At 68.8% G+C, this 26,908-nt stretch carries 25 protein-coding genes; 22 read left to right on the top strand and 3 right to left on the bottom strand.

What is annotated here, in order from left to right:
• Positions 1–37: 37 nt before the first annotated feature.
• Positions 38–406, bottom strand: coding sequence for a MerR family transcriptional regulator (locus ESP51_RS05050; RefSeq protein WP_206737213.1), 369 nt, complete (start codon positions 404–406; stop codon positions 38–40).
• 60 nt (positions 407–466) lie between these two features.
• Between ESP51_RS05050 and ESP51_RS05045 the strand changes: the two genes are divergently transcribed.
• The 9 genes from ESP51_RS05045 (at position 467) to ESP51_RS05005 (ending at position 10,552) form a co-directional block, all read left to right on the top strand.
• Positions 467–1,381 (top strand): aldo/keto reductase, encoded by a 915-nt coding sequence (locus tag ESP51_RS05045; RefSeq protein WP_129519806.1) that lies wholly within the window; start codon positions 467–469, stop codon positions 1,379–1,381.
• A gap of 201 nt (positions 1,382–1,582) precedes the next feature.
• Positions 1,583–3,247 carry an ABC transporter substrate-binding protein gene (locus tag ESP51_RS05040; RefSeq protein ID WP_129519805.1) on the top strand — a complete coding sequence of 555 codons (1,665 nt, stop codon included), beginning with the start codon at positions 1,583–1,585 and terminating at the stop codon, positions 3,245–3,247.
• Between the two features lie 55 nt (positions 3,248–3,302).
• The gene (locus ESP51_RS05035; RefSeq protein ID WP_129519804.1) at positions 3,303–4,304 is read left to right on the top strand and encodes an ABC transporter permease; all 1,002 of its coding nucleotides are present in this window, start codon (positions 3,303–3,305) and stop codon (positions 4,302–4,304) included.
• Complete coding sequence (locus ESP51_RS05030; RefSeq protein WP_241842983.1) at positions 4,297–5,244, top strand: ABC transporter permease; 948 nt, start codon at positions 4,297–4,299, stop codon at positions 5,242–5,244. Before ESP51_RS05035 ends, ESP51_RS05030 begins: the two co-directional genes overlap by 8 nt.
• Complete coding sequence (locus ESP51_RS05025; protein ID WP_129519802.1) at positions 5,241–6,107, top strand: ABC transporter ATP-binding protein; 867 nt, start codon at positions 5,241–5,243, stop codon at positions 6,105–6,107. Before ESP51_RS05030 ends, ESP51_RS05025 begins: the two co-directional genes overlap by 4 nt.
• Positions 6,104–6,946: an ABC transporter ATP-binding protein gene (locus ESP51_RS05020; protein WP_241842982.1), complete on the top strand. Its 843-nt coding sequence runs from the start codon at positions 6,104–6,106 to the stop codon at positions 6,944–6,946. Before ESP51_RS05025 ends, ESP51_RS05020 begins: the two co-directional genes overlap by 4 nt.
• 73 nt (positions 6,947–7,019) lie before the next feature.
• Positions 7,020–8,177 carry an ROK family transcriptional regulator gene (locus tag ESP51_RS05015; protein WP_129519801.1) on the top strand — a complete coding sequence of 386 codons (1,158 nt, stop codon included), beginning with the start codon at positions 7,020–7,022 and terminating at the stop codon, positions 8,175–8,177.
• 102 nt (positions 8,178–8,279) lie between these two features.
• The gene (locus ESP51_RS05010) at positions 8,280–9,539 is read left to right on the top strand and encodes a family 4 glycosyl hydrolase (protein WP_129519800.1); all 1,260 of its coding nucleotides are present in this window, start codon (positions 8,280–8,282) and stop codon (positions 9,537–9,539) included.
• Entirely contained in the window at positions 9,536–10,552 is a 1,017-nt protein-coding gene (locus ESP51_RS05005; protein WP_241842981.1) for an N-acetylglucosamine kinase, read from the top strand. The genes ESP51_RS05010 and ESP51_RS05005 overlap by 4 nt, the downstream gene beginning before the upstream one ends.
• A gap of 73 nt (positions 10,553–10,625) precedes the next feature.
• Here ESP51_RS05005 and ESP51_RS05000 read toward each other — a convergent pair whose 3' ends face one another.
• Positions 10,626–11,243, bottom strand: coding sequence for a MerR family transcriptional regulator (locus ESP51_RS05000; RefSeq protein ID WP_129519798.1), 618 nt, complete (start codon positions 11,241–11,243; stop codon positions 10,626–10,628).
• Between the two features lie 83 nt (positions 11,244–11,326).
• Between ESP51_RS05000 and ESP51_RS04995 the strand changes: the two genes are divergently transcribed.
• From ESP51_RS04995 to ESP51_RS04955, 9 genes are all read left to right on the top strand, one after another.
• On the top strand, positions 11,327–11,746 hold the full coding sequence (locus tag ESP51_RS04995) for a hypothetical protein (RefSeq protein ID WP_129519797.1): 420 nt from the start codon (positions 11,327–11,329) through the stop codon (positions 11,744–11,746).
• A gap of 21 nt (positions 11,747–11,767) precedes the next feature.
• Complete coding sequence (locus ESP51_RS04990) at positions 11,768–12,214, top strand: VOC family protein (RefSeq protein WP_129519796.1); 447 nt, start codon at positions 11,768–11,770, stop codon at positions 12,212–12,214.
• 69 nt (positions 12,215–12,283) lie between these two features.
• Positions 12,284–13,762 (top strand): malate:quinone oxidoreductase, encoded by a 1,479-nt coding sequence (locus tag ESP51_RS04985; protein WP_129519795.1) that lies wholly within the window; start codon positions 12,284–12,286, stop codon positions 13,760–13,762.
• Between the two features lie 441 nt (positions 13,763–14,203).
• Positions 14,204–15,961, top strand: coding sequence for an ABC-F family ATP-binding cassette domain-containing protein (locus tag ESP51_RS04980; protein ID WP_129519794.1), 1,758 nt, complete (start codon positions 14,204–14,206; stop codon positions 15,959–15,961).
• A gap of 117 nt (positions 15,962–16,078) precedes the next feature.
• Positions 16,079–17,629 (top strand): Rv2578c family radical SAM protein, encoded by a 1,551-nt coding sequence (locus ESP51_RS04975; RefSeq protein WP_129519793.1) that lies wholly within the window; start codon positions 16,079–16,081, stop codon positions 17,627–17,629.
• 140 nt (positions 17,630–17,769) lie between these two features.
• Positions 17,770–18,987 (top strand): sensor histidine kinase, encoded by a 1,218-nt coding sequence (locus ESP51_RS04970; protein WP_129519792.1) that lies wholly within the window; start codon positions 17,770–17,772, stop codon positions 18,985–18,987.
• Between the two features lie 8 nt (positions 18,988–18,995).
• Positions 18,996–20,126: a hypothetical protein gene (locus ESP51_RS04965; protein WP_129519791.1), complete on the top strand. Its 1,131-nt coding sequence runs from the start codon at positions 18,996–18,998 to the stop codon at positions 20,124–20,126.
• Positions 20,113–20,808: a response regulator transcription factor gene (locus tag ESP51_RS04960; protein WP_129519790.1), complete on the top strand. Its 696-nt coding sequence runs from the start codon at positions 20,113–20,115 to the stop codon at positions 20,806–20,808. Before ESP51_RS04965 ends, ESP51_RS04960 begins: the two co-directional genes overlap by 14 nt.
• Entirely contained in the window at positions 20,809–21,450 is a 642-nt protein-coding gene (locus ESP51_RS04955) for a thymidine kinase (RefSeq protein ID WP_129519789.1), read from the top strand.
• A gap of 27 nt (positions 21,451–21,477) precedes the next feature.
• Here ESP51_RS04955 and ESP51_RS04950 read toward each other — a convergent pair whose 3' ends face one another.
• Entirely contained in the window at positions 21,478–22,194 is a 717-nt protein-coding gene (locus ESP51_RS04950) for a CPBP family intramembrane glutamic endopeptidase (protein ID WP_164990409.1), read from the bottom strand.
• Positions 22,195–22,455: 261 nt separating this feature from the next.
• On the opposite strand from ESP51_RS04950, the gene ESP51_RS04945 reads away from it, so the two are divergent.
• The 4 genes from ESP51_RS04945 to ESP51_RS04930 are packed head-to-tail and all read left to right on the top strand — an operon-like array spanning position 22,456 to position 26,864.
• On the top strand, positions 22,456–23,859 hold the full coding sequence (locus tag ESP51_RS04945) for a tyrosine-protein kinase domain-containing protein (protein ID WP_129519787.1): 1,404 nt from the start codon (positions 22,456–22,458) through the stop codon (positions 23,857–23,859).
• Positions 23,856–24,458, top strand: coding sequence for an arsenate reductase/protein-tyrosine-phosphatase family protein (locus ESP51_RS04940; RefSeq protein ID WP_129519786.1), 603 nt, complete (start codon positions 23,856–23,858; stop codon positions 24,456–24,458). Before ESP51_RS04945 ends, ESP51_RS04940 begins: the two co-directional genes overlap by 4 nt.
• A 7-nt stretch (positions 24,459–24,465) precedes the next feature.
• On the top strand, positions 24,466–25,383 hold the full coding sequence (locus ESP51_RS04935; protein WP_129519785.1) for a WD40/YVTN/BNR-like repeat-containing protein: 918 nt from the start codon (positions 24,466–24,468) through the stop codon (positions 25,381–25,383).
• Entirely contained in the window at positions 25,377–26,864 is a 1,488-nt protein-coding gene (locus ESP51_RS04930; protein WP_129519784.1) for a sugar transferase, read from the top strand. The genes ESP51_RS04935 and ESP51_RS04930 overlap by 7 nt, the downstream gene beginning before the upstream one ends.
• The last annotated feature ends 44 nt before the right edge of the window (positions 26,865–26,908 follow it).

Raw genomic sequence — 26,908 nt, 5'->3', positions numbered from 1 at the left:
GCTGTGGATACGTGGGCGCCTCCCGGTGGGTGCGAGACTATGCGACGACGAGTTGCTGGAGCAGACGGACCGTATCCCGCTGCTCGTCGAGTGCTTCCATGCGCGACTGGACGGTCTCCAGGTGAGTGCGAAGGTAGTCGCTGACGCAAGCGTGCAGTCGTGCGCCGCTGTCCAGGAAGCAGGGGATGACCTGGGAGACGATGGCAAGGGGCAGTCCCGCGTTGAGGAGCAGCCGGATTCGACGCACGCTCTCGACGTCGGCGGGTCGGAACCTGCGGTGGCCGGCGCTGGTGCGTGCCGCGTCGAGGAGATCGTTCTGCTCGTAGTAACGCAGCGCGCGGACGCTGACACCGGTGCGGTCGGAAAGCTCGCCGATAGAGATGGTGTTGTCGTACAGGTCGGGCATCGCTGACTCCTTCGAGGCGACTTGCATGTGACGCTAGCGTCAGTTCCTACGGTGATGGTCATGACGACCACGACTGATGCAACATCCTTCGCTGACGGCTTCTTCCTTCTCGGCAGCGATCTCCCCGTCCGCAGAATCGGCCTCGGCACCATGCGTCTCACCGACGCGACCGGTGACGACACGCAGGCCGGTGCGCAGATCTGGCATGCGCCTGCGGACCCGTCCGAAGCGATCGCCCTGCTCCGTCATGCCGTCGAGCTGGGCGTGCAGTTGATCGACACCGCGGACGCGTACGCGCTGGGCGAGAGCGAGGAGCTCGTCGCCGCGGCGCTGCACCCCTACCCGGAGGATCTGGTGATCGCGACCAAGGTGGGGAATGTGCGCCCCTCGCCGACGGAGTGGGTGCCGCTCGGGAACCCGGCATACCTCAAGCAGCAGGTCGAGCTGAGCCTGCGACGGCTGCGAGTGGAGACGATTGACCTGCTTCAGTTGCATCGCCTAGACCCCGCCTACACGATCGCGGATCAGGTCGGCGCTCTCGCGGAACTTCGTGAGCAGGGGAAGGTGCGGCACATCGGGCTCTCCGAGGTCAACATCGACGAGCTGCGCGAAGCTCAGCTCGTTACGCCGATCGCCGCGGTGCAGAACCACTACAACCTCTCGGCTCGGGACCACGAGGCCGTGCTCGACTGCTCGACCACCGCGGGCATCGCCTTCATCCCGTTCTTCCCTCTCGCCATCGGCGACCTTGCCCGTCCTGGAAGCTCGATTGATGAGGTCGCCGCCGAGCTCGAAGCCACCCCCTCCCAGGTCGCGTTGGCGTGGCTGCTTCACCGCGCAACAAACGTCCTCCCGATCCCCGGCACGACCTCCATCGCCCACCTCGAACAGAACATCAGCGCGACCCGCCTCGAGTTGACCGAAGCGCAACTCCAGCGCATCAGCCCCTCCGAGACAACCGAGCGTGGTCAGTGAGCGCGCGCCCACCCGCCAGCACCGACCGCCCCGCCAAACGCTTGCGAATGACCGCCGAATGGCGCTGCCGTTTCGTATTCGTAAATAAAGTTTCCGGATAGTTCATTTTCTGATAAGTTCCTTCCCAGTAACGCCCCCGAGCCCGTGTCCTGCTTGTCGCGGCGCTCCTTCCCAGCAATGAAGCACGAGAAAGAAGGAACGATGATTCGTCGACCGAAACGCTCCATCGCCGCGACTGTCGCCGCGGGCGCGGCCGCCCTCGCGCTCGCCCTGACGGGGTGCAGCCCCTCTGCGGAGGCCGGCGCGGATTCACGGCCGCTCCGCGTCTGGGCCGGCAGCGCCACGCCCATCAACAACAACTTCAACCCGTTCAACGTCGACACGGCCGTGCACGCCACCTACGGTGCGATCTACGAGCCGCTGTTCTTCTTCAACCAGCTCTCGAGCGAGCCGCCCGTAGGACTCCTCGGCGACAGCTACGAGTACAGCGAGGACGGCACCGTCATCACCGTGACGCTGAAGCCCGATCTCAAGTGGAACGATGGCGAGCCCCTCACCGCCGCCGATGTCGCGTTCACCTTCGGCTACGGGCCGAACACGAGCGAGGACCTCGTCTCGGCGGAGGCGATCGACGACACGACGGTCGTGCTCAGCTACTCGAAGCCGCAGTTCACCGGAGCGTCGCTCATCCTCGGGTCGACGTGGATCGTGCCCGAGCACGTCTGGGGTGAGATCGACGACTACATGGCCGAGACCAACGCCGAGCCGGTCGGCAGCGGGCCGTACATGCTCAAGTCCTTCACCGAGGCCGCCTACACCGTGACGGCCAACGAGCACTTCCGCGACGGCGAGCCCGCTGTGAAGGAGGTGCAGTACATCGGCATCGACAGCAACCAGTCCTCGCAGGATCTCCTCGCCACCGGCCAGCTCGACTGGGTGGGACAGTTCGTCGCGAACCCCGACTCGGTGACCGGCGACGGCGTGATCTCCACACTCAACCTGCAGCAGGACCCGACCGTGATCGTGACCTGCTCCTCGGCCGAGCTGGGGTGCACCGGCCCGCAGACCGACCCCGCGGTTCGCCAGGCGATCAACGTCGCCATCGACCGCTCGACGATCCGCGAGAAGGCCTTCGCCGGACTCGCAGGTGAGGCGACGCCCACGTTCATGCTCCTCCCGCGCGACGAGGGCTGGCTGAGCGACCCGAGCCTCGAGGTGAGCCCGCAGGAGTCGAACGCGGCCGAGGCATCCGGCATTCTGGAGGCCGCCGGTTACGTGAAGGGCGCCGACGGCTTCTACGCCAAAGACGGCCAGGCGATCGAGCTCGACCTCTTCTCGCCCGACGGCTGGACCGACTACAACGATGCCGCGAAGCTCATCTCGGAGCAGGCGGCGGAGGCCGGCATCAAGATCACCGCCCGCACCGTCTCGGACGCCGACTACTGGACGCCGATCTCGGCAGGCGACTTCCAGCTCGCCATGTACGGACTCGCCGCGAGCCTCGTGGCCGACCCCTACTCGACGTACAGCGAGTACTTCGCGGGCACGTCCACGGCGAAGGTCGGCGAGGATCCGGTCTCGGGCCAGAATTACGTGCGGTACAGCAACCCGACGGTCGACGCCGCGATCGTCGCCGCCGGCGCCACGCAGGACGAGGCGACGAAGCGCGACGCCTACGCGACCATCCAGGCCGAGATCGTTCGCGACCTCCCGTACATCCCCGTCGTGCTGAACGCCTCGCAATCGTTCTTCAACACGACGGACTTCGCAGGCTGGCCGTCGGAGGGTGACCTGTACGCGGCTCCGCTGCCGTACACCTCGGTCGCGAACGCGGTCGTGCTCACCCACCTCTCGCCCGCGAAGTAGGAACGGGCGGTCCCATGTCACGGATTCCTTCGACAGCCGCGAGAGCGGATGCGTCATGAGCTACTACCTCCGACGGATCACCTTCTACGTGGTGACCATGTGGGCGGCGGTCTCGCTCAACTTCTTGCTCCCGCGGCTGCTGCCGGGCGACCCCGCCAAGATCATGATCGGCAAGCTCCGGCGGGCCAACGGCGGACGACCGATCTCGCAGGAGATGATCGACGCCATCACGTCGATCCTCGGCTCCGACGAGGGATCCATGTGGGACCAGTACGTGGCGTACTGGGGCCGGTTGCTTCAGGGAGACCTCGGCGTCTCCTCCACGAGGTACCCGGCCCCGGTCGCCGATCTCATCGCGCAAGCGCTGCCCTGGACGATCGTGCTCGTCGGCGTGGCGACGGTGATCTCGTTCATCCTCGGCATCGTCGTCGGTGCATGGGTCGGATGGCGCCGCGGCACGTGGCTCGACCATCTCGTGCCGATCACCACCGTCTTCCAGTCGATCCCGTACTTCTGGCTCGCGCTCGTGCTCGTCGCCGTCTTCTCGGTGAACCTCGGGCTCTTCCCGATCATCGGCGGGTACGACTTCTTCGCCTTCCCGGCGGGGCCGGAGTGGAGTTGGGCGTTCGTCGGGAGCGCGGTGACCCACGCGATCCTCCCGGCGACCACGATCGTGCTCTCGTCAGTGGGCGGGTGGCTCCTCGGCATGCGCAACATGATGGTGTCGACGCTCTCCGAGGACTACGTCGTCACCGCCGAGGCGAAGGGACTCACCCCTCGTCGCATCCGCACGAAGTACGCCGCGCGGAACGCCGCGATCCCGTCGCTCGCGGGATTCGGCATCGCGCTCGGGTTCGTGGTCGCCGGCTCGATCGTGATGGAGCAGGTGTTCAGCTACCCGGGCATCGGCAAGCTCATGATCCAGTCGGTCCAGGGACTCGACTACGCGCTCATGCAGGGCGTGTTCCTCGTCATCACCGTCACGGTGCTCGCCGCCAACCTCTTCATGGACGTGATCTATGGATTCATCGACCCGAGGGCGCGCCACAATGGCTGACGCCCGGTCCCGGTTCCGCACCCTCCTGCCGCGCCGGTCGGCGAAGCTCGTCGGCGGGTTCGCGATCGTCGGCGCCATCGTGCTGTTCGCCATCCTCGGCCCGCTGATCGCACAACCGCCACGGGACTCCGACAACGCCTCGCTCCAGCAGCCGAGCGCCGAGCACTGGCTCGGCACCTCGAAGCTCGGCTACGACGTGTTCTCGCAGCTCGCGTGGGGCACCCAGGGCTCGCTCATGATCGGCCTCGTGGCCGGCATCATCGCGCTCGTTCTCGCGGTCGTCTTCGGTGTGCTCGCCGGCTACTTCGGCGGCTTCGCCGATGAGGCGCTGTCGCTGTTCACGAACATCATGCTCGTGATTCCGGGCCTCCCGCTCGTCATGGTGATCGCCGCCTACGTGCAGCGATCGGAGGGGCTCGGCGACTTCGCTCGCAGCTCGGTGCTCGTGGCGATCGTGCTGGGTATCACCGGCTGGGCGGGCTCGGCCGTCGTGCTCCGTGCGCAGGCGAAGTCGCTCCGCTCGAGGGAGTACGTCGCCGCCGCACGGGTGGCGGGGGAGAAGGCCTGGCGAGTCATCTTCGTCGAGATCCTCCCGAACCTCGTGCCGCTCCTCGCCGCGCAGTTCATCTTCGGCATCATCTTCGCGATCCTCGGCGAAGCCGGGCTCTCCTACCTGGGGCTCGGCGCCACCGGTTCGATCACGTGGGGCACGATGCTCAACGATGCCCAGACCGGGCAGGCGGTCGGCACGGGAGCGTGGTGGTGGTTCGTGCCGCCCGGTGCGATGATCGCCGCGCTCGGCGCAGGGCTCTCGCTCATCAACTTCGCGATCGACGAGGTCGTGAATCCGAAGCTCCGACTCGCCCCCGAGAACGCCCGGAAGGTACGCCGGGCCGCGAGGGCCGGGGTCGGCGTGACCGAGACGGGAGTCATCGCATGAGGCCCGACGCACAGCCCGTGCTCACCGCACGAGGCGTCTTCATCGAGTACGAGGTCGACCCGCCCGTCAAGGCCGTGCGGAACGCCTCGCTCACCCTCCACCGCGGAGAGATCCTCGGTCTCGCGGGCGAGTCGGGCTGTGGCAAGACCACGCTCGCCTACGGCCTCAACCGCCTGTTGAAGGCGCCCGCCCTCATGACCGCCGGCGAGGTGACGTTCCACGACGCCGACGGGCGCGACATCGACGTCGTCGAGCTCCGCGACGAATCACTTCGCACATTCCGCTGGGACAAGGTGTCGATGGTTTTCCAGGGGTCGATGAACTCGCTGAACCCGGTCATGAGCATCCGGCGCCAGTTGCACGACGTGTTCACGACGCACCGACCCGGCATGAGGCGCCGTGAGCGTGAGGCGCGGTGCGCGGAGCTGCTCGGACTCGTCGGCGTCGACCCGTCCCGCCTCTCGAGCTTTCCGCACGAGCTCTCGGGCGGCATGCGCCAGCGGGTCATGATCGCCATGGCCCTCGCGCTCGACCCGCAGGTCATGATCATGGACGAGCCGACGACGGCGCTCGACGTCGTCGTGCAGCGGGGCATCATCCGCGAGATCATGCGACTCCGTGAGCGCCTCGGCTTCGCGGTCATCTTCATCACCCACGACCTGCCGCTCCTCATCGAGATCAGTGACCGGATCGCGATCATGCTCGAGGGCGAGATCGTGGAACAGGGCACCGCGGCCGAGGTCTACCGCGCGCCGAGGCACGACTACACCAAGCGGTTGCTCGCGAGCTTCCCGAGCCTCCGCGGCGAACGCGGGGACTTCGTGCGCCGCGGCGCGGACACGACGACGGGAGACGCGGCGTGAGAGACATCCGGCAGCGGGCGGGAATCCTCGAAGCCCAGCACCTCGTGAAGGACTTCCGGCTCCGTGACGGCGTTCGGCTCTCGACGCTGCACGCGGTGAAGGACGTGTCGTTCTCGCTCGAGCCGGGACGCACCGTCGCGCTCGTGGGCGAGAGCGGCTCCGGCAAGTCGACCATCGCGCGCATGATGGCGAAGCTCGAGACGCCGAGCTCAGGGCGCGTGATCATCGACGGGAAGCCGAGCGCCGACCGTGGCCGTGGCCTCGCGCAGTATCGGCGCGACGTACAGATGGTCTTCCAGGACCCGTTCGGCTCGCTGAACCCGTTCCACACGATCCGCCACCACCTCGAGCGCCCGCTTCGCATCCACCACCCCGGATGGTCGTCATCCCAGGTGCGGAACCACGCGCACGAACTGCTCGAGAGGGTGCAACTCACCCCCGCGAGCCGATTCGCCGACCGGCGGCCGCATGAACTCTCGGGCGGCCAGCGACAGCGTGTCGCCATCGCCCGGGCGCTCGCCCCTGGCGCCCGCTTCATCGTGGCCGATGAGCCGGTCTCGATGCTCGACGTGTCGATCCGGCTGGGGGTCCTGAACCTGCTCGCCGATCTCCAGCGCGAGGAACGACTCGGGGTGCTCTACATCACGCACGACCTCGCGACCGCCCGCCACTTCTCCGACGAGATCCTCGTGATGCTCCGCGGGGAGATCGTCGAGCGCGGCCCGAGTGACCGCGTCATCCTCGACCCCCAGCACGAGTACACCAAGACGCTGCTGGATGCCGCGGCCGACCCCGAGAACCTCGGGATGCTGCGCGACGAGGTACGGAACGGCGGGTGATCTCCATTCAGTAAAGAATGTTTTCAGATAGAGTGACGCCAGCGCGAACTGCGCCGAGAGAGGGATGGAAGAGATGAGCCAGATCGACCCCGGAACGCCCACGTGGCTCCGTGCGCACAACGACCGCACGGCGTTCCGGCTGCTGCTCGAGCACGGCCCCCTCACCCGCTCGAAGCTCGGCGAGCTCTCGGGAATGTCCAAGCCCACCGCCACCCAGATGATCACCCGACTCGAGCGAGTCGGGCTCATCAGGCCCGTCGGCGAGGTCTCGGGCGGTCGAGGCCCCAACGCGGTCAGCTACGGCGTGCGAACCGACCGCATCACGGGAGTGGCGATCAGCATCCTCCACCGGGTCATCCATGCGGTCGTCGTCGACGCCGTCGACCGCGATCATCCGGTCGTCGAGATCGCCACGGATGCCACCGCCGAGCGAACCCCAGAGGGTGACGTGCGCGCCGCGGTCCGTGCCGCGTGTGCCGCCGCCGGACTCGACGAGGCGACCGTCAGCCGGGTCGTCGTGGGCGTGCAGGCCGCGTTCTTCGTCGAGGGCGACGAGCTCTCCTTCACGGACACCCTTCCCGGGTGGCCGGCCGTCGGCGCCCGCCGGCGCATCGAGGAGGCACTCGGCCTCGCCGTGACCCTCGACAACGACGTGAACCTCGCTGCCATGGCCGAGCGATCGGCGGGCGCGGCGCAGAATGCCGCGAGCTTCGCGCTCTTCTGGATCGGCGACGGCCTCGGCGTCGGCGTCGACATCGGGGGCACACTGCACCGCGGCGCGTCGGGCGGAGCGGGCGAGATCGGATACCTCGCGGTGCCCAGGGCCGCGGCTCGACTCGCGCCCGAGGCGAACGACTTCACCGATCTCCTCGGTGGTCCTGCGGTCGTGCGGATGCTCGGCGGCTCTCGCGAGACGCTCGTCGAAGCCCTGCCCCGACTCGCCGACGACGAAACGGCGCTCGCCGCCCTCGCCGACCGCGTGATCCTCGCCGTCGCGCCGCTGCTTGCGATCCTCGATCCGTCGATGGTCGTGCTCGGCGGACCGACCGGGACTGCGGGGGGAGCGCGACTCGCTCAGCTCGTCGCCGATCGTGTCGACGAGGGCGCACATCCGAGGCTCGCCGTGCGAACGAGCGGCACGGGAGCGCAGCCCGTGCTCCTCGGCGCGCGCCAGCAGCTCGTCGAGCAGATCCGCACGCAGCTCGAGGCCGATATCTCGCTCGCCCCCTGACCCACAACGATCGATCGACGGATGCCGCGCAGAGGCATCCGTTCGTCCCGCCTGCCATCGCACCGCCCGGCACCCACCGCCACGCACCTGAATCGAGGACCCATGAAGCTCGCCATCGTCGGCGGAGGCTCCACCTACACGCCCGAACTCATCGACGGCTTCGCCCGGCTCCGGGGAGTGCTCCCGCTCGAGGAGATCCACCTCGTCGACCCCGACGAGCATCGACTGGGGCTCGTGGCCGGAATGTCGCAGCGGATGCTCGCAAATGCCGGGCACCCGGCCCGAGTCGTCGGCACGACCGACCTCGTCGCAGGCGTCGCGGATGCCGACGCGGTGCTCATCCAGCTGCGCGTCGGCGGGCAGGACGCGCGGCACGCCGACGAGACCTGGCCGCACGAGGCCGGATGCATCGGCCAGGAGACGACCGGCCCGGGGGGTCTCGCGAAGGCACTCCGCACGGTGCCGGTCGTCCTGCGCATCGCCGATGTCGTGCGCGCCCACGCGAAGCCCGACGCGTGGATCGTGGACTTCACGAACCCGGTCGGCATCGTCACGCGCGCCCTGCTCGAGGCCGGCCATCGCGCGGTCGGACTCTGCAACGTCGCGATCGGATTCCAGCGCCGATTCGCGTCGATCCTCGGTGTCGCGCACGAGGAGGTCGAGCTCGGCCATGTCGGCCTGAATCACCTCACCTGGGAACGCAGCGTGCAGGTCGGCGGCCGTGACGAACTGCCCGGCCTCCTGCACGACCGGCTGGGCGACCTCGCCGCCGACGTGCACCTCGCGCCGGCGCTCATCGCGCAACTCGGCGTCGTGCCGTCGTACTACCTCCGCTACTACTACGCGCACGATGAGGTGCTCCGTGAACAGCTCGCTGAGCCGACGCGGGCCGAATCCGTTCGGGCCATCGAGCGCGAGCTCCTCGAGCTCTACGCCGACGAGGCGCAGCGTGAGAAGCCCGTTGCGCTCGAGCGTCGAGGCGGAGCGTTCTACTCGGAGGCGGCGATCGAGCTGCTCGCGGCGATGCGGGCGCCCGGCGGGCGCTCGCGCGTCGTCAACCTGCGCAATGACGGCGTGCTGCCGTTCCTGCCCGATGACCATGTCATCGAGGTGCCGGCGGTGTTCCGCGACGGGGCGTTCGTCGCGGAACCGGTCGCGCCGCTTCCCGACGATATCCGCGGACTCATCGCCGCCGTGGCGGGGTATGAACGCCTCGCGCTGGATGCGGCGATCTCCGGCGGTCGGGATCGCGTGCTCCGCGCGCTCCGTGCGCATCCGCTCGTGCTGCAGCACGACCGCGCCGAACAGCTGACCGACCTGCTGCTCGCGCAGAACGCGCCATTCCTGGAGTGGGCGCGATGAGCGGCCTCGTCGTGGCGGTCGACGGCGGCGGCTCGAAGACCGATGCGGTCGCGCTGACCCTCGAAGGGGAGCTCGTCGCGCACCGCCGAGGGCAGGGCTCGAGTCCGCACTTCGAGGGGCTCGCCACGTCGGTCGAGGTCGTCGACGGCCTCGTTCGCGCAGTTGCGGGTGATGCGGAGATCATCCAAGTCGATCTCTATCTCTCGGCGCTGGACCTGCCGATCGAAGTCGAGCGCTACCTCGCGGCGATCGCCGGGCTCGACTGGGCCTCCGCCCCGCACTTCGTCGGCAACGACCTCTACGCGCTCCTCCGCGCCGGCACCGATGAGCGCGACGCGGTCGCGGTCGTGTGCGGCACCGGCGTGAACGCGATCGGCGTGCGTGCCGACGGCGCCGACGCGCGATTCCCTGCACTCGGCCCGATCTCGGGGGACTGGGGCGGTGGTAGCGGACTCGGCGAACAGGCGGTCTGGCATGCAGCGCGGGACGTCGACGGCCGTGGGCCGCGTACCGCCCTGACCGCGGCGATCGCCGAACGGCTCGGCGTGCCCTCGGTGACCGCGCTCATCGAGGAACTCCATTTCGGCACGAGGAACGGCACCGACCTCGCCGGGCTCGCACCCGTCGTCTTCGAGACGGCGCGCGCAGGCGATGCGGTCGCGAGGCAACTCGTCGACCGGCAGGCCGAGGAGATCGTCGCATTCGCGAGGGCGTGCATCACGAGGCTCGGACTGCACGGTCGTGCGATTCCGGTCGTGCTGGGTGGCGGCATCATCCGCTCAGGCGACGAACGACTGCTCGAGGGCATCGCGGCGAGGCTCGCGGCGGCGGCACCGGCGGCGCGCATCGAGATCTTCGACGGCGCGCCGATCGTGGGAGCGGCCCTTCTCGCGCTCGGTCGTGCGGGCGCCACGGCCGATGCCCTGCTCAGGGCGCGCGAAGCGGTCGCGGCGGTCACAGCGGCAATGCACGGCGACGCTCCGCTTCCAGCGGTCACGTCCGCGTCGGCCTGATCGCCTTCGGCCTGGCCGACTGGCCCGTGGCCCACGCGTCGTGGCCGACGGGCCGTGACCCGCGCTCGCCGCCTCAGCTGGGGATGCCGCGACGCCGCGCAGCCTCGTCCTGGTGGGCGAGGCGGCGCAGCGCGACGACGACGGGCTCGTACAGCGCCGTGCCGAGCACCGTGTACTCGACCGCGGCATGCGGCTCATCCGGCATCCGCTCGAGGTCGAAGGCAGCGAGCTTGCGAAGCAGGTCTCCATACGCCTGCAAGCGCTCGTCGCTGATCGGCATGCCGGCGGACTCCGCAGCCGCGAGCGCCGACTCGAGCTGCGCCACCGCGGCGTACTCGGGGTCGAACACCTGCCCGAGGGCGGCGAGCGCGGCGCGGGCGCGAGGGTAGGGGTCGTCGCCCTCGCGCCGCTCCACGGCGGGCGGCAAAGCCCCCACGGCCCGGCCGAGCGTCGAGTAGAGGTCGTCGCCCGGATCATCGACGAGTTCGAGGATGGCACGGGCCTGCTGCACGCTGAGCCCGACGGACCCGATGAGCGCACGCACGAGTCGCAGCCGCCGCACGTGCGACTCGTCGTAGCTCGCTTGCGTGGCCGAGGTCGCGACCCCGGGCTGGAGGAGTCCCTCGCGCAAGTAGAACTTGACGGTCGCGACGGGCAGCCCCACCGCGTCAGCGAGTGCCGAGATGCGCATGCCGACCCCTTGCATTGGATAGTGCCACTCTCTAGTATTGGAGAGTAAAACTATCCAATCACATCCCACCCGAAAGGACGCTCATGCTGTCCGCTCAAGACGTCATCCTCATCGGCATCCTGTTGCTCGCGCTCGTCACGGTCGAGAGCGGCGGGTACTTCCTCACTCGGGTCGTGCGCGGCCACGTGCCGGTGAACAGCCTGCAGCAGGGCTTCTTCCGTGCCGGCCACGCACATGCCGCGGTGCTCCTCGTGCTCTCGATCGCGATCCTCGCGGTCATCGGCCACGCGGAGCTCGACGGCTTCTGGCTGTGGCTCGCCAGCACCGGCGTGCCGATCGCGGCCATTCTCATGCCCGCCGGCTTCTTCCTCTCGGTGACGGGCCGCGACCCGCAGCGCCCGAACCGGCTCATCGTGCTCCTCTGGATCGGGGTCGCCGCGCTCACGGCCGCGCTCATCACGGCGGGAATCGGGCTCATCGCCGGCGGTATCGCGGCGCTCTGAGGTCAGCGGTACGCTCGCCACATGGGCATTCCGCAGCGATTCTCCCTCGTCACCCTCGGGGTCGCCGACGTCGAGGCGGCGACGGCGTTCTACCACCGCATCGGCTGGCGCGAGGCGCCGTCCTCCGTACCCGGAGACGTCTCCTTCTTCGCGACACCCGGCGGCGTGCTCGCCCTGTGGGAGACGGCCGAGCTCGCGAAGGATGCCGCCCTCCCCACATTCCACGCGAACGCGCCGCATTTCCGTGCCGTCGCCATCGCCATCAACTTCGCCTCGCGCGAGGAGGTCGACGACGCCGTCGGCGACTGGGTGCTCGCCGGCGGGCAGATCTCCAAGCGCGCCGCCAACACGGCATGGGGCGGCTACACCGCCTACGTCGCCGACCCCGACGGCAATCTCTGGGAACTCGCGCACAACCCGGGCTGGCCGCTCGACGAGCGCGGACTGCCGCAGATCGACGGCGCCTGAGGCGCGGCATCCGGTCGTGCATCACCCCCCGGTCAGGGGTGACCTCGCGGCGCATCTAGACTGGAATCCGTGACTTCAGAGGAATCCGTCGACGTCGTGCTCATCGGTGGTGGCATCATGAGTGCCACGCTCGGCTCCCTCATCTCGCAGCTGCAGCCCGACTGGAGCATCCGCGTCTACGAGCGCCTGGGCGAGGTTGCCCAAGAGAGCTCGAACGCCTGGAACAACGCCGGCACGGGCCACGCCGCGCTCTGCGAGCTCAACTACATGCCCGAGGCCCCCGATGGCACGGTGAGCGCGGCCAAGGCCGTGTCGATCAACGAGCAGTTCCAGATCAGCCGGCAGTACTGGGCGTACCTCGTCGCGACCGGGGCGCTGCCCGAGCCGCACAACTTCATCAACTCGACCCCCCACATGACGTTCGTCAAGGGCAAGGCGAACATCGAGTACCTGAAGAAGCGCGTCGAGGCGCTGCGGAACGAGCCGCTCTTCCCCGACATGGAGTACACCGAAGACCTCGAGCGCATCGCCCAGTGGACCCCGCTCCTCGCGAAGAAGCGCAACCCCAAGCAGAAGGTCGCCGCGACCCGTGTGGCCTCGGGCACCGACGTCGACTTCGGTGCACTCACGAAGTACCTCTTCGCCGACATGGAGCGTCGCGGCGCGACCGTGCAGACGAACCACCAGGTCACCTGGCTCAAGCGCCAGAAAGACGGGCGATGGAAGCTCCGCGTGCGGCACCTCGTCGGCCAGACGCCGAAGATCACGTACGCCAGGTTCGTGTTCGTCGGCGCGGGCGGCGGCGCGCTCGCGCTGCTCCAGCACTCCGGCATCCCCGAGATCAGGGGCTTCGGCGGCTTCCCGATCTCAGGTCAGTTCCTCCGCACCACGAACCCGAAGGTCGTCGCGCAGCACCAGGCCAAGGTCTACGGCAAGGCCGCCGTCGGCGCTCCGCCGATGTCGGTGCCGCACCTCGACACTCGCGTCGTCGAAGGCCAGTCCGCACTGCTCTTCGGCCCCTACGCCGGATTCACGCCGAAGTTCCTGAAGTCGAGCACCTGGTTCGACCTGCCGTTCTCGATCCGGTTGCACAACCTCGGCCCGATGCTCCAGGTGGGTCTCAAGAACTTCGATCTCGTGAAGTACCTCGTCTCCGAGCTGCTCGCCTCGCGGGCGAAGAAGATGGCCGCCCTTCGCGAGTTCATGCCGACGGCGAAAGACCGCGACTGGGAGCTCATCACCGCCGGCCAGCGAGTGCAGGTCATGAAGAGAGATCCCGAGAAGGGCGGCGTGCTCCAGTTCGGCACCGAGCTCATCACCGGCGCCGACGGCACGATCGCGGGGCTTCTCGGCGCCTCGCCGGGTGCCTCGACGGCTGCGCCGATCATGCTCGATGTGCTCGCCCGCTGCTTCCCCGACCGCTTCCTCAGCTGGGAGCCGAAGCTCCGTCAGATGATCCCGAGCTTCGGCCGGCAGTTGTCGGCCGAGCCCGCCGTCGCCGAAGCCTCCCTCACCGAGACCGCGAAGCTGCTCGAGCTCACCGCGTAGCTGGTTGGGCACGAGTGCGTCGTGTCGCGACGCCACGTGGGTTTGCATGACTTAGGCCGCTTTGTAGGACGTGCGCGCGCTCACATGTCCTATAAATCGAGGAATGTCATGCAAACCCGCCGGGGCGGGTCCGTGCGCTCGAGAAAGTTCTTGGCTTCCAGCCGCAACCTCTGCTAGCGTCGACCCCGCTATGAAGTGAGCACATCCCATCGTCCCGCGCCTGAGGCGCCGTTGACTGCAGGGTGTGCTCTTTTCACTGATCGCGACAGTGTCGATCGCACCCTTTCACGACGGCGAATGCCCGGCGGGATCAACCCTTCGCTCCCGGGTCGCCGCCCGCACCTTCGTGCCGTCGGCGTGCCGTTCGGTGCATCGTTCGTGCCCGCCCGCCCTCGGCGGTGACGGCCGGCGACCCGGGAGCACTCGTGAAAGGGCGTCCCCATGGCGCTACACGTCTCCCATTCCCAACATCTCCGCGCCGACGGACTCTCGGTCTCCTACCCCGAGCGGCGCATCTTCACCGACCTCGCCTTCGCGGTCGCGCCGGGTCACCGGCTCGGTCTCATCGGCGAGAACGGCGTGGGCAAGTCCACGTTGCTCCGACTCGTCGCGAGCGGTGACGAGCGAGCGGATGCCGCATCCGCCGCCGCCTTCGCCGACGCCCACGTCGCGGGCCGCATCTCGCGGCCTCGGCGCACGGGGCTCCTCGCGCAAGAGCTGCCGTTCCACCCGCACGACCGCGTCGGCGAGGTGCTCGAAGCGGCGCTCGCCGAGGTGCGCGCCATCGAGCGGGAGCTCGACGCCGCGGCATCCGCGCTCGCACACGACGAGTCCGCGGCATCCGCGAACCGCTATTCGGCGGCGCTCGACGCGGCCGAACGCGCCGAGGTGTGGTCGGCCGAGTCGCGGCGTGACGAGCTGCTCGAGGGGCTCGGCGTCGCCGGGCTCGGTCTCGAGCGGGCGATCGGCGAACTCTCCGGAGGCCAACGCAGCCGGTTCGCGCTCGCGGCGCTGCTGCTCGGGGCTCCCGACGCGCTCCTGCTCGACGAGCCGACGAATCACCTCGACGACGACGCCGCGGCCTTCCTCGAGGACCGCCTCCGCGAGTGGCGCGGACCGGTGGTGTTCGCGAGCCACGATCGGGAGTTCCTCGATCGGGTCGCGACCGGGCTCCTCGACCTCGATCCGGGACGCGCGGGCGCGCTCGCCCTCGCGGGCTCGGGGGCGGCGAGCGGTTCGACTCGTGACGACGCGCTCGCGGCCGCCGGTGGCACCGTCTTCGGCGGCGGCTTCAGTGAGTTCCTCACGGTGAAGGCCGAGGAACTCGAACGCTGGCGCCGGCAGTACGAGGCCGAACAGGACGAGCTGAAGCGACTTCGCCTCGGCGTCGTCGAGACGGCGCGCAACGTCAACCACGGCCGGGCGGCGACCGACAACGACAAGTTCCTCAAGCACTTCAAGCGGGGGAGGGTCGACCAGGCGGTGTCGCGCCGCGTGCGGAACGCCGAGCTCCGCCTTGACACGCTCGAACGGGAGCAGGTGCGAAAGCCGCCCGCCCCATTGGAGTTCGCGGGCATCCCGTCGGGGTCCCATGCGCTCGAGGAGGCGTCGGGGCTGCTGCTGCAACTCTCGGATGTCGCGGTCTCGGGCCGCCTCGAACTCGGCGCGCTGCAGGTGGCGCCGCTCACGCGGTTGCTCGTCACGGGGGCGAACGGTGCAGGCAAGTCGACCCTGCTCGGCGTGCTCGCGGGCACGCTCAGCGTCGACCGCGGCATCGTGCACCGGCGAAAAGGGCTGCGTGTCGGGCTCCTCGAGCAGGATGTGCGGTTCGCCGATCCGGATGCCTCGCCACGTCGCCTCTACGAACGAGCGCTCGGTGAGCGACGCGCCGAGCAGGTTCCGCTCGCGAGCCTGGGACTCATCGCGCCACGCGACGAGGGCCGCCCCGTGGGCGCGCTCTCGGTGGGGCAGCAACGGCGGCTCGCGCTCGCGCTCGTGATCGCACGTCCTCCGCACGTGTTCCTGCTCGACGAGCCGACGAACCACCTCTCGCTCGGGCTCGCGACCGACCTCGAGGAGGCGCTCGGCGCCTACCCCGGCGCGGTCGTCATCGCGAGCCACGACCGCTGGCTGCGCCGCCGGTGGGCGGGGGAGCGCGTCGCCCTCGAGGCGGGGCGCCTCCTCTCGGTGGTTGAGTAGCCAGCGAAGCAGGCGTATCGAAACCACCCCACGGATGCCGCGGCGCCCGGCCGCCTCGAAACCGCCGCGCCGCGGCATCCGCTTGCCTCAGATTCGAACATGTGTTCGAATGTCGGTATGAGGTGGAGCGGGCAGGAACTCGGCGTGGAGCAGTCCGACGCGCTGCCGGGCCTCGCGAAGCTCAACAACCTCGTGCGCTCGGTGCAGACCCCCGATTTCGCCGGGGTGACGTTCCACGAGGTTCTCGCGAAGTCCGCGCTCAACAAAGTTCCGGGCCAGTCCGCGATGCCCTTCGGCTGGACCATCAACCCCTACAGGGGCTGCACCCATGCTTGTGCCTACTGCCTCGGTCCCGAGACCTCGATCACGATGGCAGACGGTAGACAACAGCCGCTGTGGTCGGTCGAGGTCGGCGACGAAGTGCTCGGTACGCACGTGGTCGACGGATTCCGCAGGTACACGGCTTCGAAGGTTCTCGCGAAGTGGGAGACGCGCAAACGCGCGCACCGCGTATCGCTCGCCGACGGCACCGAGCTCATCGCCAGCGGCGATCACCGATTCCTGACGAATCGCGGGTGGAAGCATGTGACCGGAGCGATGTCGGGCCCCGGGCAGCGCCCATACCTCACCACGGCGAACTCGCTGATCGGGTTCGGGAGCCGAGGCGTCGGTCGCGCCCCATCCGTGTTGCAACTTGTCGGAGCAATGGTGAAGACCACCTCCGACCTCGGCATCGTCGCGATCGACGACCTCGGCGAAGACGTCGACATGCTCGACATCACGACGACGACGGGTGACTTCATCGCGAACGGAGTCGTCAGCCATAATTGCTTCGCGCGGCCCACGCACACGTACCTCGACCTCGACGCCGGCGACGACTTCGATCGGCAGATCATCGTGAAGGTGAACGTCGCCGACGTGCTGCGCACCGAGCTCGCGAAGCCGTCGTGGCGGCGCGACGCGGTGGCGCTCGGCACGAACACCGACCCGTACCAGCGAGCCGAGGGCCGCTACTCGCTCATGCCCGGCATCATCGACGCGCTCGCCACGAGCGGCACGCCGTTCAGCATCCTCACGAAGGGCACGCTGCTGCGCCGCGATCTGCCGCTCATCGTCGAGGCGGCCAAGCTCGTGCCCGTCGACGTCGCCATGTCGATCGCGATCTACGATCACGAGCTGCAGCAATCGGTCGAGCCGGGCACGCCCAGTGCGAAGGCGAGGCTCGCCACGGTCTCGGCGGTTCGGGAGGCCGGGCTCGATTGCGCGGTCTTCCTGATGCCGATCCTGCCGTACCTCACCGACACGAAGGCGCACCTCGACGATGCGTTGCGGCAGGCGAAGGCCGCCGGCGCCACGAGTGTGCTCTACACCGCGTTGCATCTCAGGGCCGGCGTGAAACCCTGGTTCATGCAGTGGCTCGAACGAGAACACCCCGAGCTCGTGCCGAAGTATCGGTCGATGTACTACGGCAACAATGCCTACGCTCCGAAGGCGTACCGGCGCTGGCTCGGCGAACGGATCCATCCGCTGATCAGGGCGCACGGGCTCGAGCGCGGTCGCGAAGATCCGGTCACTGGCGGCATCCGCTCGACTGCGCTCACCGGGGGAGCGGCCGTCGAGCTTCCCGAGGTCTTCGGCAGCCCGGCGGATCCGGCGGCCCTCTTCTGAGGTGATCCGCCGAACCGATCGGAACGCGGCGACGGCGCGGCGAGCTCGCGGGCTGCGCCCGCCGCCCACAAACTGGGATAATCCGCAGAAGCCCGAAAGCAGATCGTCGCGCGCGGGCGGAAGCAAGGGGGAGGAACCCGATGACGTTGGGCTTACCCGGCCACCTCGCGCGCGATTCCATGAGCCGCTCCCTCGCGACCGCGGGCCACTTCGCAGCATTCACGTGTCTTGCAGCAGCCGCGACCGTCGCGTTCACCTCGGCGGTGATGTTCGGCGACATCGACGACTGGGCGGCGTTCGTCCTCACACTCGCCATGGCCGTGTTCCTCGTCGGCGTCACGATGGTGCCGACCGTGACGCTCACCGTCGTCTACCTGGTCGTTGGTGCGGCCGTCGTGTGCTCACTTACCGTCATCGTCATGGGCCCCGACGGCGGATTCGCGAACACGAACAATGCGATCAGCGCGCTCCCGCTCATCGCGCTGCTCCTCGTCGGCGGTGCGGGGAGCGGTTCGGTGACCGCACTCATCTGGGCGGCGCTCGGGTACGGCCTGGGCGAGGCCGCGACCTTCCTCGGGGTCGCACTTGTCGGCGGCGCGTACGCGCCGAACCTGGCTGCGGCGGCGGCCTTCGGGCTCGTCGTCGTGGTGCGCACCTTCGACGGCCTGAGTCGCCGATCGGACACCCGCCACAAGGCCGGGCTTCATCGTGCGAGTCAGCAGTCACATGAACTCGAGATCCGTCACGACTACGAGCTCCGCGCCACCGCCAGGCTTCACGACACCGCGCTCAGCCACCTCGTCGCGATCGCCGCTGCGGGCTCGGGGCCCGTCGACGAGCGGCTGCGCGTGGGCATCCGGCAGGATCTGGGCCTCATCGTCGGCCGCGACTGGGCGACCGACCACGCCGAGACGGATGGCCGGGATGACCTGCGGGTGCGAGTGGGCGCCCGCGCACCGGCATCCGTCGACGTCGAACGATTGCCGCACGCCGTGGCGGCGGCGGCCAATGCCGGGCTCGAGATTCGCGTGACCGGTGACCTCGCGGTGCTCGGAGTGCTCGGGCCCCGGCGAGCGGCTGCGCTCGATGCGGCCGTGGCCCAATGCCTCATCAACGTCGCACGGCACGCGGGCGTCGACGAGGCCGAGGTCGCCGTCGGGCTCGGCGGCGGGGAGGTGACGGTCGCCGTCATGGACAGCGGGGTCGGCTTCGACGAGCGCGAGGTGCCCCAAGACCGCATCGGGCTCCGCACCTCGATCCGGGCCCGCATCGAGCAGGAGCAGGGCGCCGTGCGCCTCTGGTCGACGAAGGGCATCGGCACGACGATCGTGTTGACCGTGCCGGAGGGCGGCGAATGAGCGCGAGAATGCGCCTGACGCAGCAGGAGGCCGACCCGATCGGTGGCATCACCGCTGCGCCGATCGTCACGATCGGCGCGGTGGTCGCGGTCGGCACCGCGATCGTGCTGACGTGGCTGCACTGGGGAGAAGTAGGGTCGCCATTCGCCGCGGTGTTCGCGATCGCGCTCGTCGCTGCTGCCGGCATCGCCGCGGCGTTCTCCGCCACACCGGCCCGGGCGCCGTTCACGACCGACCGACTCTGGCTCGTGGTGTCCTTCGCAGTCGCTGCAGCGATCGCCGAGTACGTGAGCACGATCGGCGCCGACAAGTACCTCTACGACAACTTCGGGCCGGCGGTGATCGGACTGCTCATCCTCTCCGTCGCACCGTACTGCACGTGGGTCTCGCTGGTCATGGCCGGGATGCTGGCGTCGACAGTGCTCTCCATCCTCGTGATCGGCACCTCCACGTACATGGCCGCGCTCGCTCCGATCGGCGCCCTCATCGCCGTGAACTCTGCGCCGACGCTCGCGATGTCGGCGGCGGCGGCGGCCTACTCGTATTCGATCGTCGGCGAGACGCTCGCATGGCAGCGCGAGGCGAACCGGGCGGCACTGCAGCGCGATACAGAGTTGCGCGCCGGCATCGCGCGCTCGGTGCAGCAGAGCCGGGTCTCGGTGCTCGGTCGGGAAGTGCTGCCGTTCCTCGCCGGTGTGATGACCGCCGATCGCATCTCGGTGGCCGACGCCGATCGTGCCCGCGAACTCGCCGAGGCCTTGCGTCACGCGCTGAAGGCCGGCATCGAGTCCACGTGGCTCGACGATCTCGCCGCGAACGTGCAGCAGAGCCGGGGTGTCGAGACGGTCGTCGTCGATCCGGCGGGAGCGGCGGCCGATCTCGGCGGCGACCAGCGCTCTGCGCTCACCGCCCTCATCTCGTGGCTCGGCGATGCTGCACGCTCGACCGCCATCCGTATCGTGCTCGCGCGTGACGGCGAACTCCGGAAGATCACCCTCACGACCCAGACGGGCGGGGCTCCGCCGTCCCGTCGCGAGCTCGAGCGGTTCGTCGTCGTGGCTCGTGCCGTGGCATTGCGCGCGGAATCGACCCAAACGCGAGAGAATGTCACGGTGGAGTTCAGTTATGTCGCCGAATGAGTCCCAAGCGGCGACCAACCCGTACCGACTTGCCCTGCTCGACGATCACGGACTCATCGTCGACAGCCTCGCCCGATGGTTCGAAGATCGTGCCCCCGACTTCGAAGTCGTCTTGCGCGCCACCAGCTGGATGGACCTGATCAGAAGCCCCGAGTTCCCCGTCGATCTCGTGCTGATGGACCTGCAGCTCGGCGACACCGTCTCGATCGAATCGCGCATCCGCGCCTGCCGGGCCGCGGGCGCCAAGGTGCTCGTCGTCACGGCGCTCGACGACGAGGAGTCGCGCGAACGATCGCTCTCAGCGGGCGCGGCGGGGTTCGTGTCGAAGACACTCCAGGCCGACGAGCTCGTCGAGATGGCACGGCGAGCAGTTCACGGCGAGCGGATGCCGCGGCATCCGTCTCGAATCGACGCAGCCCCCCACGGGCATTCGGCCGACACGGCGACCAAACCGCTCAACGCGCTCGAGGGCGTGCACCTCAGCCCCGCCGAGGAGCAAGCGCTGCGGTACTACGTCCAGGGCCTCAGTACTGTTGAGGTGAGCCGCCGAATGGGCGTCGGTTATGAGACGGCGAAGACCTACCTCCGGCGCGTTCGCGAGAAGTACGCGAAGGCCGACCGCCCTGCGAGCCGCAAGTCGGAGCTGATCCGCCGTGCGGCGGAGGATGGATACCTCGAATAGATGGCGAAGCTGTACTTCCGCTATGGGGCGATGAACTCCGGCAAATCGACGGCATTGCTCCAGGCGGCGTTCAACTACGAGGAACGAGGCCATCGAGTACTGCTCGCGAAGCCCGCGGTCGACACCAAGGGCGACCGCGACATCGTCTCGCGGCTCGGCAACGTGCGTGAGGTCGACTTCACGATCGAGCCCGACACGAGCATCATCGAGCGATTCCAGCAGCACCGCACGCGAGTCATCGAAGACCACGGCCGTGACGTGAGCTGCCTGCTCATCGACGAGGCGCAGTTCCTCAGCTCCGACCAGGTCGACGACCTGCTGCGCATCGCGCTGCTCGACGACATCCCGGTGCTCGCCTACGGCATCCGCACCGACTTCCAGACGGTCGCCTTCCCCGGCAGCCGCCGCCTCCTCGAGATCGCGCATGCCGTTGAAGAGCTGAAGACGATCTGCCGCTGCGGTCGCAAGGCGATCTTCAACGCGCGCAAGATCGACGGCGCCTTCGTGTTCACCGGCGACCAGGTCGCCATCGACGCCTCGACCGAACTGAGCGGTGGCCGAGTGCACGAGGTCACCTACGAATCGCTCTGCGGCGTCTGTTACCTCGAAGAGAGCGGCGGCGTGCTCAACGGGCGCCACTGACGCGATCGACGGCGCGCGGCTCGCGACTCACGCGCTGAGCACCGCCGCGATCAGCACGCCGTTGAAGACCATGTGACCGATGATCGCCGCGCCGAGCCGCCCGGTCAGCACGGTCGCGACTCCGGCGGCGAGGCCGAACACGAGACTGCCTGCCCCCAGCCTCCACGCCTCAGCCCCTGTTGTCGCCTGCGTCATGTGCAGCAGCGCGAACACGAGCGCCGAGGTGAGCACGGCGACGGATGCCGCGGCGACGGATGCCCCGGCGACGCGCGAGCGGCGATCACCGCCGTCACCGCGGTCGCCGCCGCCCGCACCGCGTTCCACCGCGCGGAGCACGAGTCCGCGGAAGAACAACTCCTCCACGAGCGGGCCGAGCACGATAGGGGCGAGGAGCAGCCCGAACCACAGCTCGAAGCCGGTCGGCAGCTCGAGTCGCACGCCGAAACCGGCGACGCGACCGGATGTCGCGAGCTCGATGCCGCTCACAGCAGCGCGCGCGAGCAGACCGAGGCCGACGCCCCAGCAAAGGTCGAGCCACGTGAAGCGCAGGCCGAAGTCGAGGGTGAGCGACCGTCGCCCGCGCACGAAGCTCGCCACGAGCACTGCGCCGAGGAGCGGGACCCACACTGCGAGGTACGCCCCGAGCACCTGCAGCGCCGGATCGATGATGACGGTGCGCACGAGCGCGGTCCAGCCGAGCACACAGAGGATCGAAAGTACCGTGCCCGTGGCGGCATCAGCCACCCCCCACTTCGGGGCTGAGTGACCCGGAACGTCCTGTGAAGTTGACAGGCCGTCGGCTTCCGGGGCATCTTTGGTCACGGGGGACAGCGTATTGCTTTCGGGGGAGCTCATTCAGATGAGCTATACCCCGCTCGTCATGCGTTAATCTGCACGTCATCGAGTGGTGACAAGATCGGTCGTATTCGATGCGAACATAGCCGTATCGGGTTACAGGGGGGCGGGCGCGACATTCGCGCTCGTAGGGGGGAACACGGGGTCTGAGTGGAGCTACGCGACTACATCCGCATTCTGCAGAAGAGCTGGGTCCTGATCGTCATGCTGACGCTCGTGGGCGTCGCCGCGGCGGCGACCTACTCGCTGATGCAGACGCCGAAGTTCAGCTCGTCGGCCAAGGTGTTCGTCTCGACTTCGGGTGGCACGAGCACGGCCGACCTGCAGCAGGGCAACACCTTCACGCAGCAGCGGGTGAAGACCTACGCCGACCTCGCGACCACGCCGATCGTGCTGCTGCCCGTGATCTCGACGCTCGGCATCGACCGCACCAGTGAGCAGCTCACCGCCCAAGTCACGGCCACGGCGCCGCTCGACACCACGCTCATCGACATCACCGTCATCGACGAAGACCCGGCCCTCGCGGCAGAGATCGCCACGGCCGTATCCGAGAGCCTCACCGAGGTGGTGCAGTCGATCGAGACGACCGAGGCCACGGATGAATCCGCCGCGAGCTCCCCAGTGAGGCTCACGCTCGTGCAGCACGCCGCGGTGCCGCAGGTGCCGATGAGCCCGAACGTGCCGCTCAACGTCGCGCTCGGCGCACTCGTGGGGCTCGCACTCGGCGTCGGCCTCTCGGTGCTCCGCGAGACCCTCGACACCCGCATCCGCAACGAACGCGATGTCGAGGCCGTCACCGATGCACCGATCATCGGCGGCATCGTGTTCGACCCGAAGGCGAAAGAGCGCCCGCTCATCGTGCACGCCGACCCGCACTCACCGCGCGCGGAATCGTTCCGCACGTTGCGCACGAACCTGCAGTTCCTCGACGCCGGGCGCGAGAACCGATCGTTCGTGGTGACCTCCTCCGTCGAGGCCGAGGGTAAGTCGACGACGGCGTCGAACCTCGCCATCGCGCTCGCCGATGCCGGCGGGCGGGTGCTCCTCGTCGACGCCGACCTTCGGCGACCGAAGCTCGCTGAGTACCTCGGCATCGAGGGCGCAGTGGGACTCAGCGACCTGCTCATCGGTCGCGCCGAACTGCAAGATGTCGTGCAGCACTGGGGCCGCAACAACCTCTACGTGCTGCCCGCGGGGCGAGTTCCCCCGAACCCCAGCGAGCTGCTCGGCTCGAAGGCGATGGCGACGACGATCGCCGAGCTCGGCCGCGCGTTCGACGTCGTGCTGTTCGATGCTCCGCCGCTGCTTCCGGTGACGGATGCCGCGGTGCTGGCGCAGGCCGTGGGTGGCACGATCGTCGTGGTCTCCGCGGGTCGCGCGCACAAGGGCCAGCTGAAGGGTGCGCTCGCCGCTCTCGCGAACGTCGATGCGCCGGTCTCGGGAGTGGTGCTCACGATGATGCCGACCAAGGGGCCCGATGCCTACGGCTACGGCCGCTATGGCTACGGCTATGGCTACGGCTACACCTCGGCGCCTGGGGCGGCGACGGCATGAGCTTTTCGATCCTCGTCGTGTGCACGGGAAACGTGTGCCGTTCGCCGCTCGCAGAGCAGCTGCTCGCGGCGCGTTTGGCGACGGCTGGGATCGACGCCTCGGTGAGCAGTGGCGGCACCGCCGCGCTCGTAGGGCAGGCAATGCCGCAGGAGGCATCCGCCCTGTCGCTTCGCTACGGCGGCGTTCCCGACCGCCACGTCGCGAGACAACTCACCGCGTCGCTCATCGACGACGCCGACCTGGTGCTCACTGCTACGCGGGAGCACCGAGCTGCTGTGGCCTCGCTCGTGCCGAGGTCAGCACGGCGCGCCTACACGCTCGCCGAGTTCGCGCGCATCGCGGAGTTCCTCGAGAGCAGCCCCGAGGGCGCTGAGAGCCTCGCGTCAGTGGCCTCACCCGTCGACGTCATCGCCGCCATCTCGATGAACCGTGGCTTCGCTGCACCGCCGGCCCAGCCGACCGACGATGACATCGTCGACCCCTACGGCCGCCCGGCCGAGATCTACGAGGCATCAGCCCGCGTCATCGACGCCGCGGTCACCGCTGTCGTTCGGGCACTGTCCACCGCGTCGAGGCTCGGCAGTCGTGGCGCGGCGTAGGGGCGGCGTGCGCGAGGAGCGCACGGGCTGGTTCGTGATCGCGGCAGTCGTGGCGTTCGTGCTCATCGACATCGCGCTCGTGGTGTTCGCGATGTCGTCGACCAGATCTGCCGGTGCCAGTGAGGTTCGACGAGAGGTGTTGCCGGCGTTGCCCACCGCGAGCATCACCGCGACGCCGACGCCGACGCCGAGCGCGCCAGCGATCGAGCCCGATGTGTCGGTTGCGCCGCTCGCCGCGGTGCTCGCCGCGTTCGACGTCAACACCGCGTACCGATCGTTGACCGGCGGTTGCCCCGAGACACCGGCCGCTCTCGAGGTCACGACCGACGCCGGCGTGACCTGGACGCCGGTGGCCGCCGATGAGGCTCGCACCGTGCAAGCGATCGCTGCCGCCACCGACGTCGTCAACGTGGTTGCCGCCGATCCCGTGAGCTGTGCACCCGTTCTGCTTCGCAGTTTCGTGCAGGGCGCCGACTGGCAGGTCACCGCAGAAATCGGCACCGTGTGGCATCTCGACGCCGGTCAGGTCATCGCTCCGGGCGGCGCTTCGTCCACTCCGTGCACAACGCCCGTGCAGGTCGCTGCGCGCACGCCGACCGAGGCGGCCGTGCTCTGCGACGGAGCGACGGTATCGGCGACGACGGATGCCGGTGCCACGTGGTCGAACTCGGCGCCCGTGCCGGGCGCGGCATCCGTCGCTCCGGCAGCCAACGGCTACGTGCTTGCCGTGACCGGAGGCGAGGGCTGCGAGGGCGCACGCGTCGTGACGCTCTCCGCTGCCCTCGAGCCGGGCGTGCCCGGCACCTGCGTGCCCACTGTGGCCCCCGACGGATCGACGGTGCTCGCCACCGCCGCCGACGGCACGGTGTGGCTCTGGTCGGGCGACGCCGTCGCTCGTTCTTCAGACGGGGGGACCACATGGTGACACTCACCGCACCTTCAGATCGTCAGGTGCCCGAACGGCACGTGAGCTCGAAGTGGTCGACGCACTATGCGAATCGGGTGACGCTCACCGACATTGCGGTGCTGATCTGGGTCGTGTTCGGCACGCAGATCGTGTGGCTCGGACTCGACAGCTCGGTCTACGGCGTCAGCGGGCCGAGCGATCGGATCACGATCAGCTACACGTCGGTCTCGATAGCGATCATCGCGGCATGGATACTCACCCTCGAGCTCTTCGACACTCGTTCGGTGCGTGTGCTCGGGGTCGGTACGCAGGAGTATCGCGCGATTGCCGACGCCACGATCCGCTTGTTCGGCATCGTGGCGATCGTCGCGTTCCTCTTCAAGCTCGACCTCGCGCGCGGGTACTTCCTCATCGCGTTCCCGCTCGGGCTCGCGACGTTGATCTTCTCGCGGTGGATGTGGCGCCAATGGCTCGTCGTCAAACGGCGCAACGGTGAGTACTCCTCGCGCGTGCTCCTCGTCGGCTCGTCCGAGTCAGCGGTGACGATCGCCCGCGAGCTCGCTCGAGCGCCCGAGGCCGGCTACAAGGTCGTCGGTGCGTGCGTTCCCACCGAGGTGATCGGCGGCACTCTGCCGGGGCTCGACGTGCCGACCTCGCGCGGCCTGGAGCGGTCACTCGAGGTGATGCGCGAGCTCGGGGCCGACACGATCATCGTGACGAGCGCCGACGAGCTCGACCACGAGCGGGTTCGCGAGCTCAGCTGGGGCCTCGTACCCGGCGACGAGCATCTCGTGGTCGCGCCGAGTCTCATCGACATCGGCGGCCCGCGAATCCACACTCGCCCGGTGGCGGGCCTGCCGTTGATCCACGTCGAGACGCCGAAGCTCGGCGGCCGCAAGTCATTCGCGAAGCGGGCCTTCGACGTCGTCGCGTCGGGCGGGCTCATCCTGGTGCTCTCACCGCTGCTCATCTTCATCGCCATCGCCGTGAAGCTCGCGTCGCCCGGGCCCGTGCTGTTCAAGCAGAAGCGCGTCGGCCTCAACGGCTCGGAGTTCCACATGCTCAAGTTCCGCTCGATGGTCGTCGATGCCGAGGCGCTCCTCGACGCCCTCGCGACCACACAACGCGACGCCGGCAACACCGTCATGTTCAAGATGAAGGACGACCCGCGGGTGACGCCGATCGGACGCATCCTCCGTCGCTACAGTCTCGATGAGCTCCCGCAGCTGTTCAACGTGTTCGGCGGCCAGATGTCGCTCGTCGGCCCGCGGCCGCCCCTCTTCCGAGAGATCGAGCACTATGCGACGCACGTGCACCGACGCTTCCTCGTGAAGCCCGGCATCACCGGCCTCTGGCAGGTGAGCGGCAGGTCGAACCTCTCGTGGGAAGACACGGTGCGACTCGATCTCTACTACGTCGAGAACTGGTCGATCACGGGTGATGTCGTCATTCTGTGGCGCACGGCGAAAGCCGTCCTAGGAAGCGAGGGGGCGTACTAGGCGGGGCAGGCAGTACACGAAATCTCGGGTGAATCGACGTCCAG

The organism is Agromyces albus, from assembly GCF_004134825.1.
In the GTDB taxonomy this organism is placed as follows: Bacteria; Actinomycetota; Actinomycetes; order Actinomycetales; family Microbacteriaceae; genus Agromyces; species Agromyces albus.
This window is presented reverse-complemented; position numbering and strand designations above follow the sequence as displayed.

Excerpts from the sequence above, each read along its gene's own strand:
- ESP51_RS05050 (WP_206737213.1), bottom strand. The coding sequence starts at position 406 with ATGCCCGACCTGTACGACAACACCATCTCTATCGGCGAGCTTTCCGAC.
- ESP51_RS05045 (WP_129519806.1), top strand. The coding sequence starts at position 467 with ATGACGACCACGACTGATGCAACATCCTTCGCTGACGGCTTCTTCCTT.
- ESP51_RS05040 (WP_129519805.1), top strand. The coding sequence starts at position 1,583 with ATGATTCGTCGACCGAAACGCTCCATCGCCGCGACTGTCGCCGCGGGC.
- ESP51_RS05035 (WP_129519804.1), top strand. The coding sequence starts at position 3,303 with ATGAGCTACTACCTCCGACGGATCACCTTCTACGTGGTGACCATGTGG.
- ESP51_RS05030 (WP_241842983.1), top strand. The coding sequence starts at position 4,297 with ATGGCTGACGCCCGGTCCCGGTTCCGCACCCTCCTGCCGCGCCGGTCG.
- ESP51_RS05025 (WP_129519802.1), top strand. The coding sequence starts at position 5,241 with ATGAGGCCCGACGCACAGCCCGTGCTCACCGCACGAGGCGTCTTCATC.
- ESP51_RS05015 (WP_129519801.1), top strand. The coding sequence starts at position 7,020 with ATGAGCCAGATCGACCCCGGAACGCCCACGTGGCTCCGTGCGCACAAC.
- ESP51_RS05010 (WP_129519800.1), top strand. The coding sequence starts at position 8,280 with ATGAAGCTCGCCATCGTCGGCGGAGGCTCCACCTACACGCCCGAACTC.
- ESP51_RS05005 (WP_241842981.1), top strand. The coding sequence starts at position 9,536 with ATGAGCGGCCTCGTCGTGGCGGTCGACGGCGGCGGCTCGAAGACCGAT.
- ESP51_RS05000 (WP_129519798.1), bottom strand. The coding sequence starts at position 11,243 with ATGCGCATCTCGGCACTCGCTGACGCGGTGGGGCTGCCCGTCGCGACC.
- ESP51_RS04995 (WP_129519797.1), top strand. The coding sequence starts at position 11,327 with ATGCTGTCCGCTCAAGACGTCATCCTCATCGGCATCCTGTTGCTCGCG.
- ESP51_RS04990 (WP_129519796.1), top strand. The coding sequence starts at position 11,768 with ATGGGCATTCCGCAGCGATTCTCCCTCGTCACCCTCGGGGTCGCCGAC.
- ESP51_RS04980 (WP_129519794.1), top strand. The coding sequence starts at position 14,204 with ATGGCGCTACACGTCTCCCATTCCCAACATCTCCGCGCCGACGGACTC.
- ESP51_RS04975 (WP_129519793.1), top strand. The coding sequence starts at position 16,079 with ATGAGGTGGAGCGGGCAGGAACTCGGCGTGGAGCAGTCCGACGCGCTG.
- ESP51_RS04970 (WP_129519792.1), top strand. The coding sequence starts at position 17,770 with ATGACGTTGGGCTTACCCGGCCACCTCGCGCGCGATTCCATGAGCCGC.
- ESP51_RS04965 (WP_129519791.1), top strand. The coding sequence starts at position 18,996 with ATGCGCCTGACGCAGCAGGAGGCCGACCCGATCGGTGGCATCACCGCT.
- ESP51_RS04960 (WP_129519790.1), top strand. The coding sequence starts at position 20,113 with ATGTCGCCGAATGAGTCCCAAGCGGCGACCAACCCGTACCGACTTGCC.
- ESP51_RS04955 (WP_129519789.1), top strand. The coding sequence starts at position 20,809 with ATGGCGAAGCTGTACTTCCGCTATGGGGCGATGAACTCCGGCAAATCG.
- ESP51_RS04940 (WP_129519786.1), top strand. The coding sequence starts at position 23,856 with ATGAGCTTTTCGATCCTCGTCGTGTGCACGGGAAACGTGTGCCGTTCG.
- ESP51_RS04930 (WP_129519784.1), top strand. The coding sequence starts at position 25,377 with ATGGTGACACTCACCGCACCTTCAGATCGTCAGGTGCCCGAACGGCAC.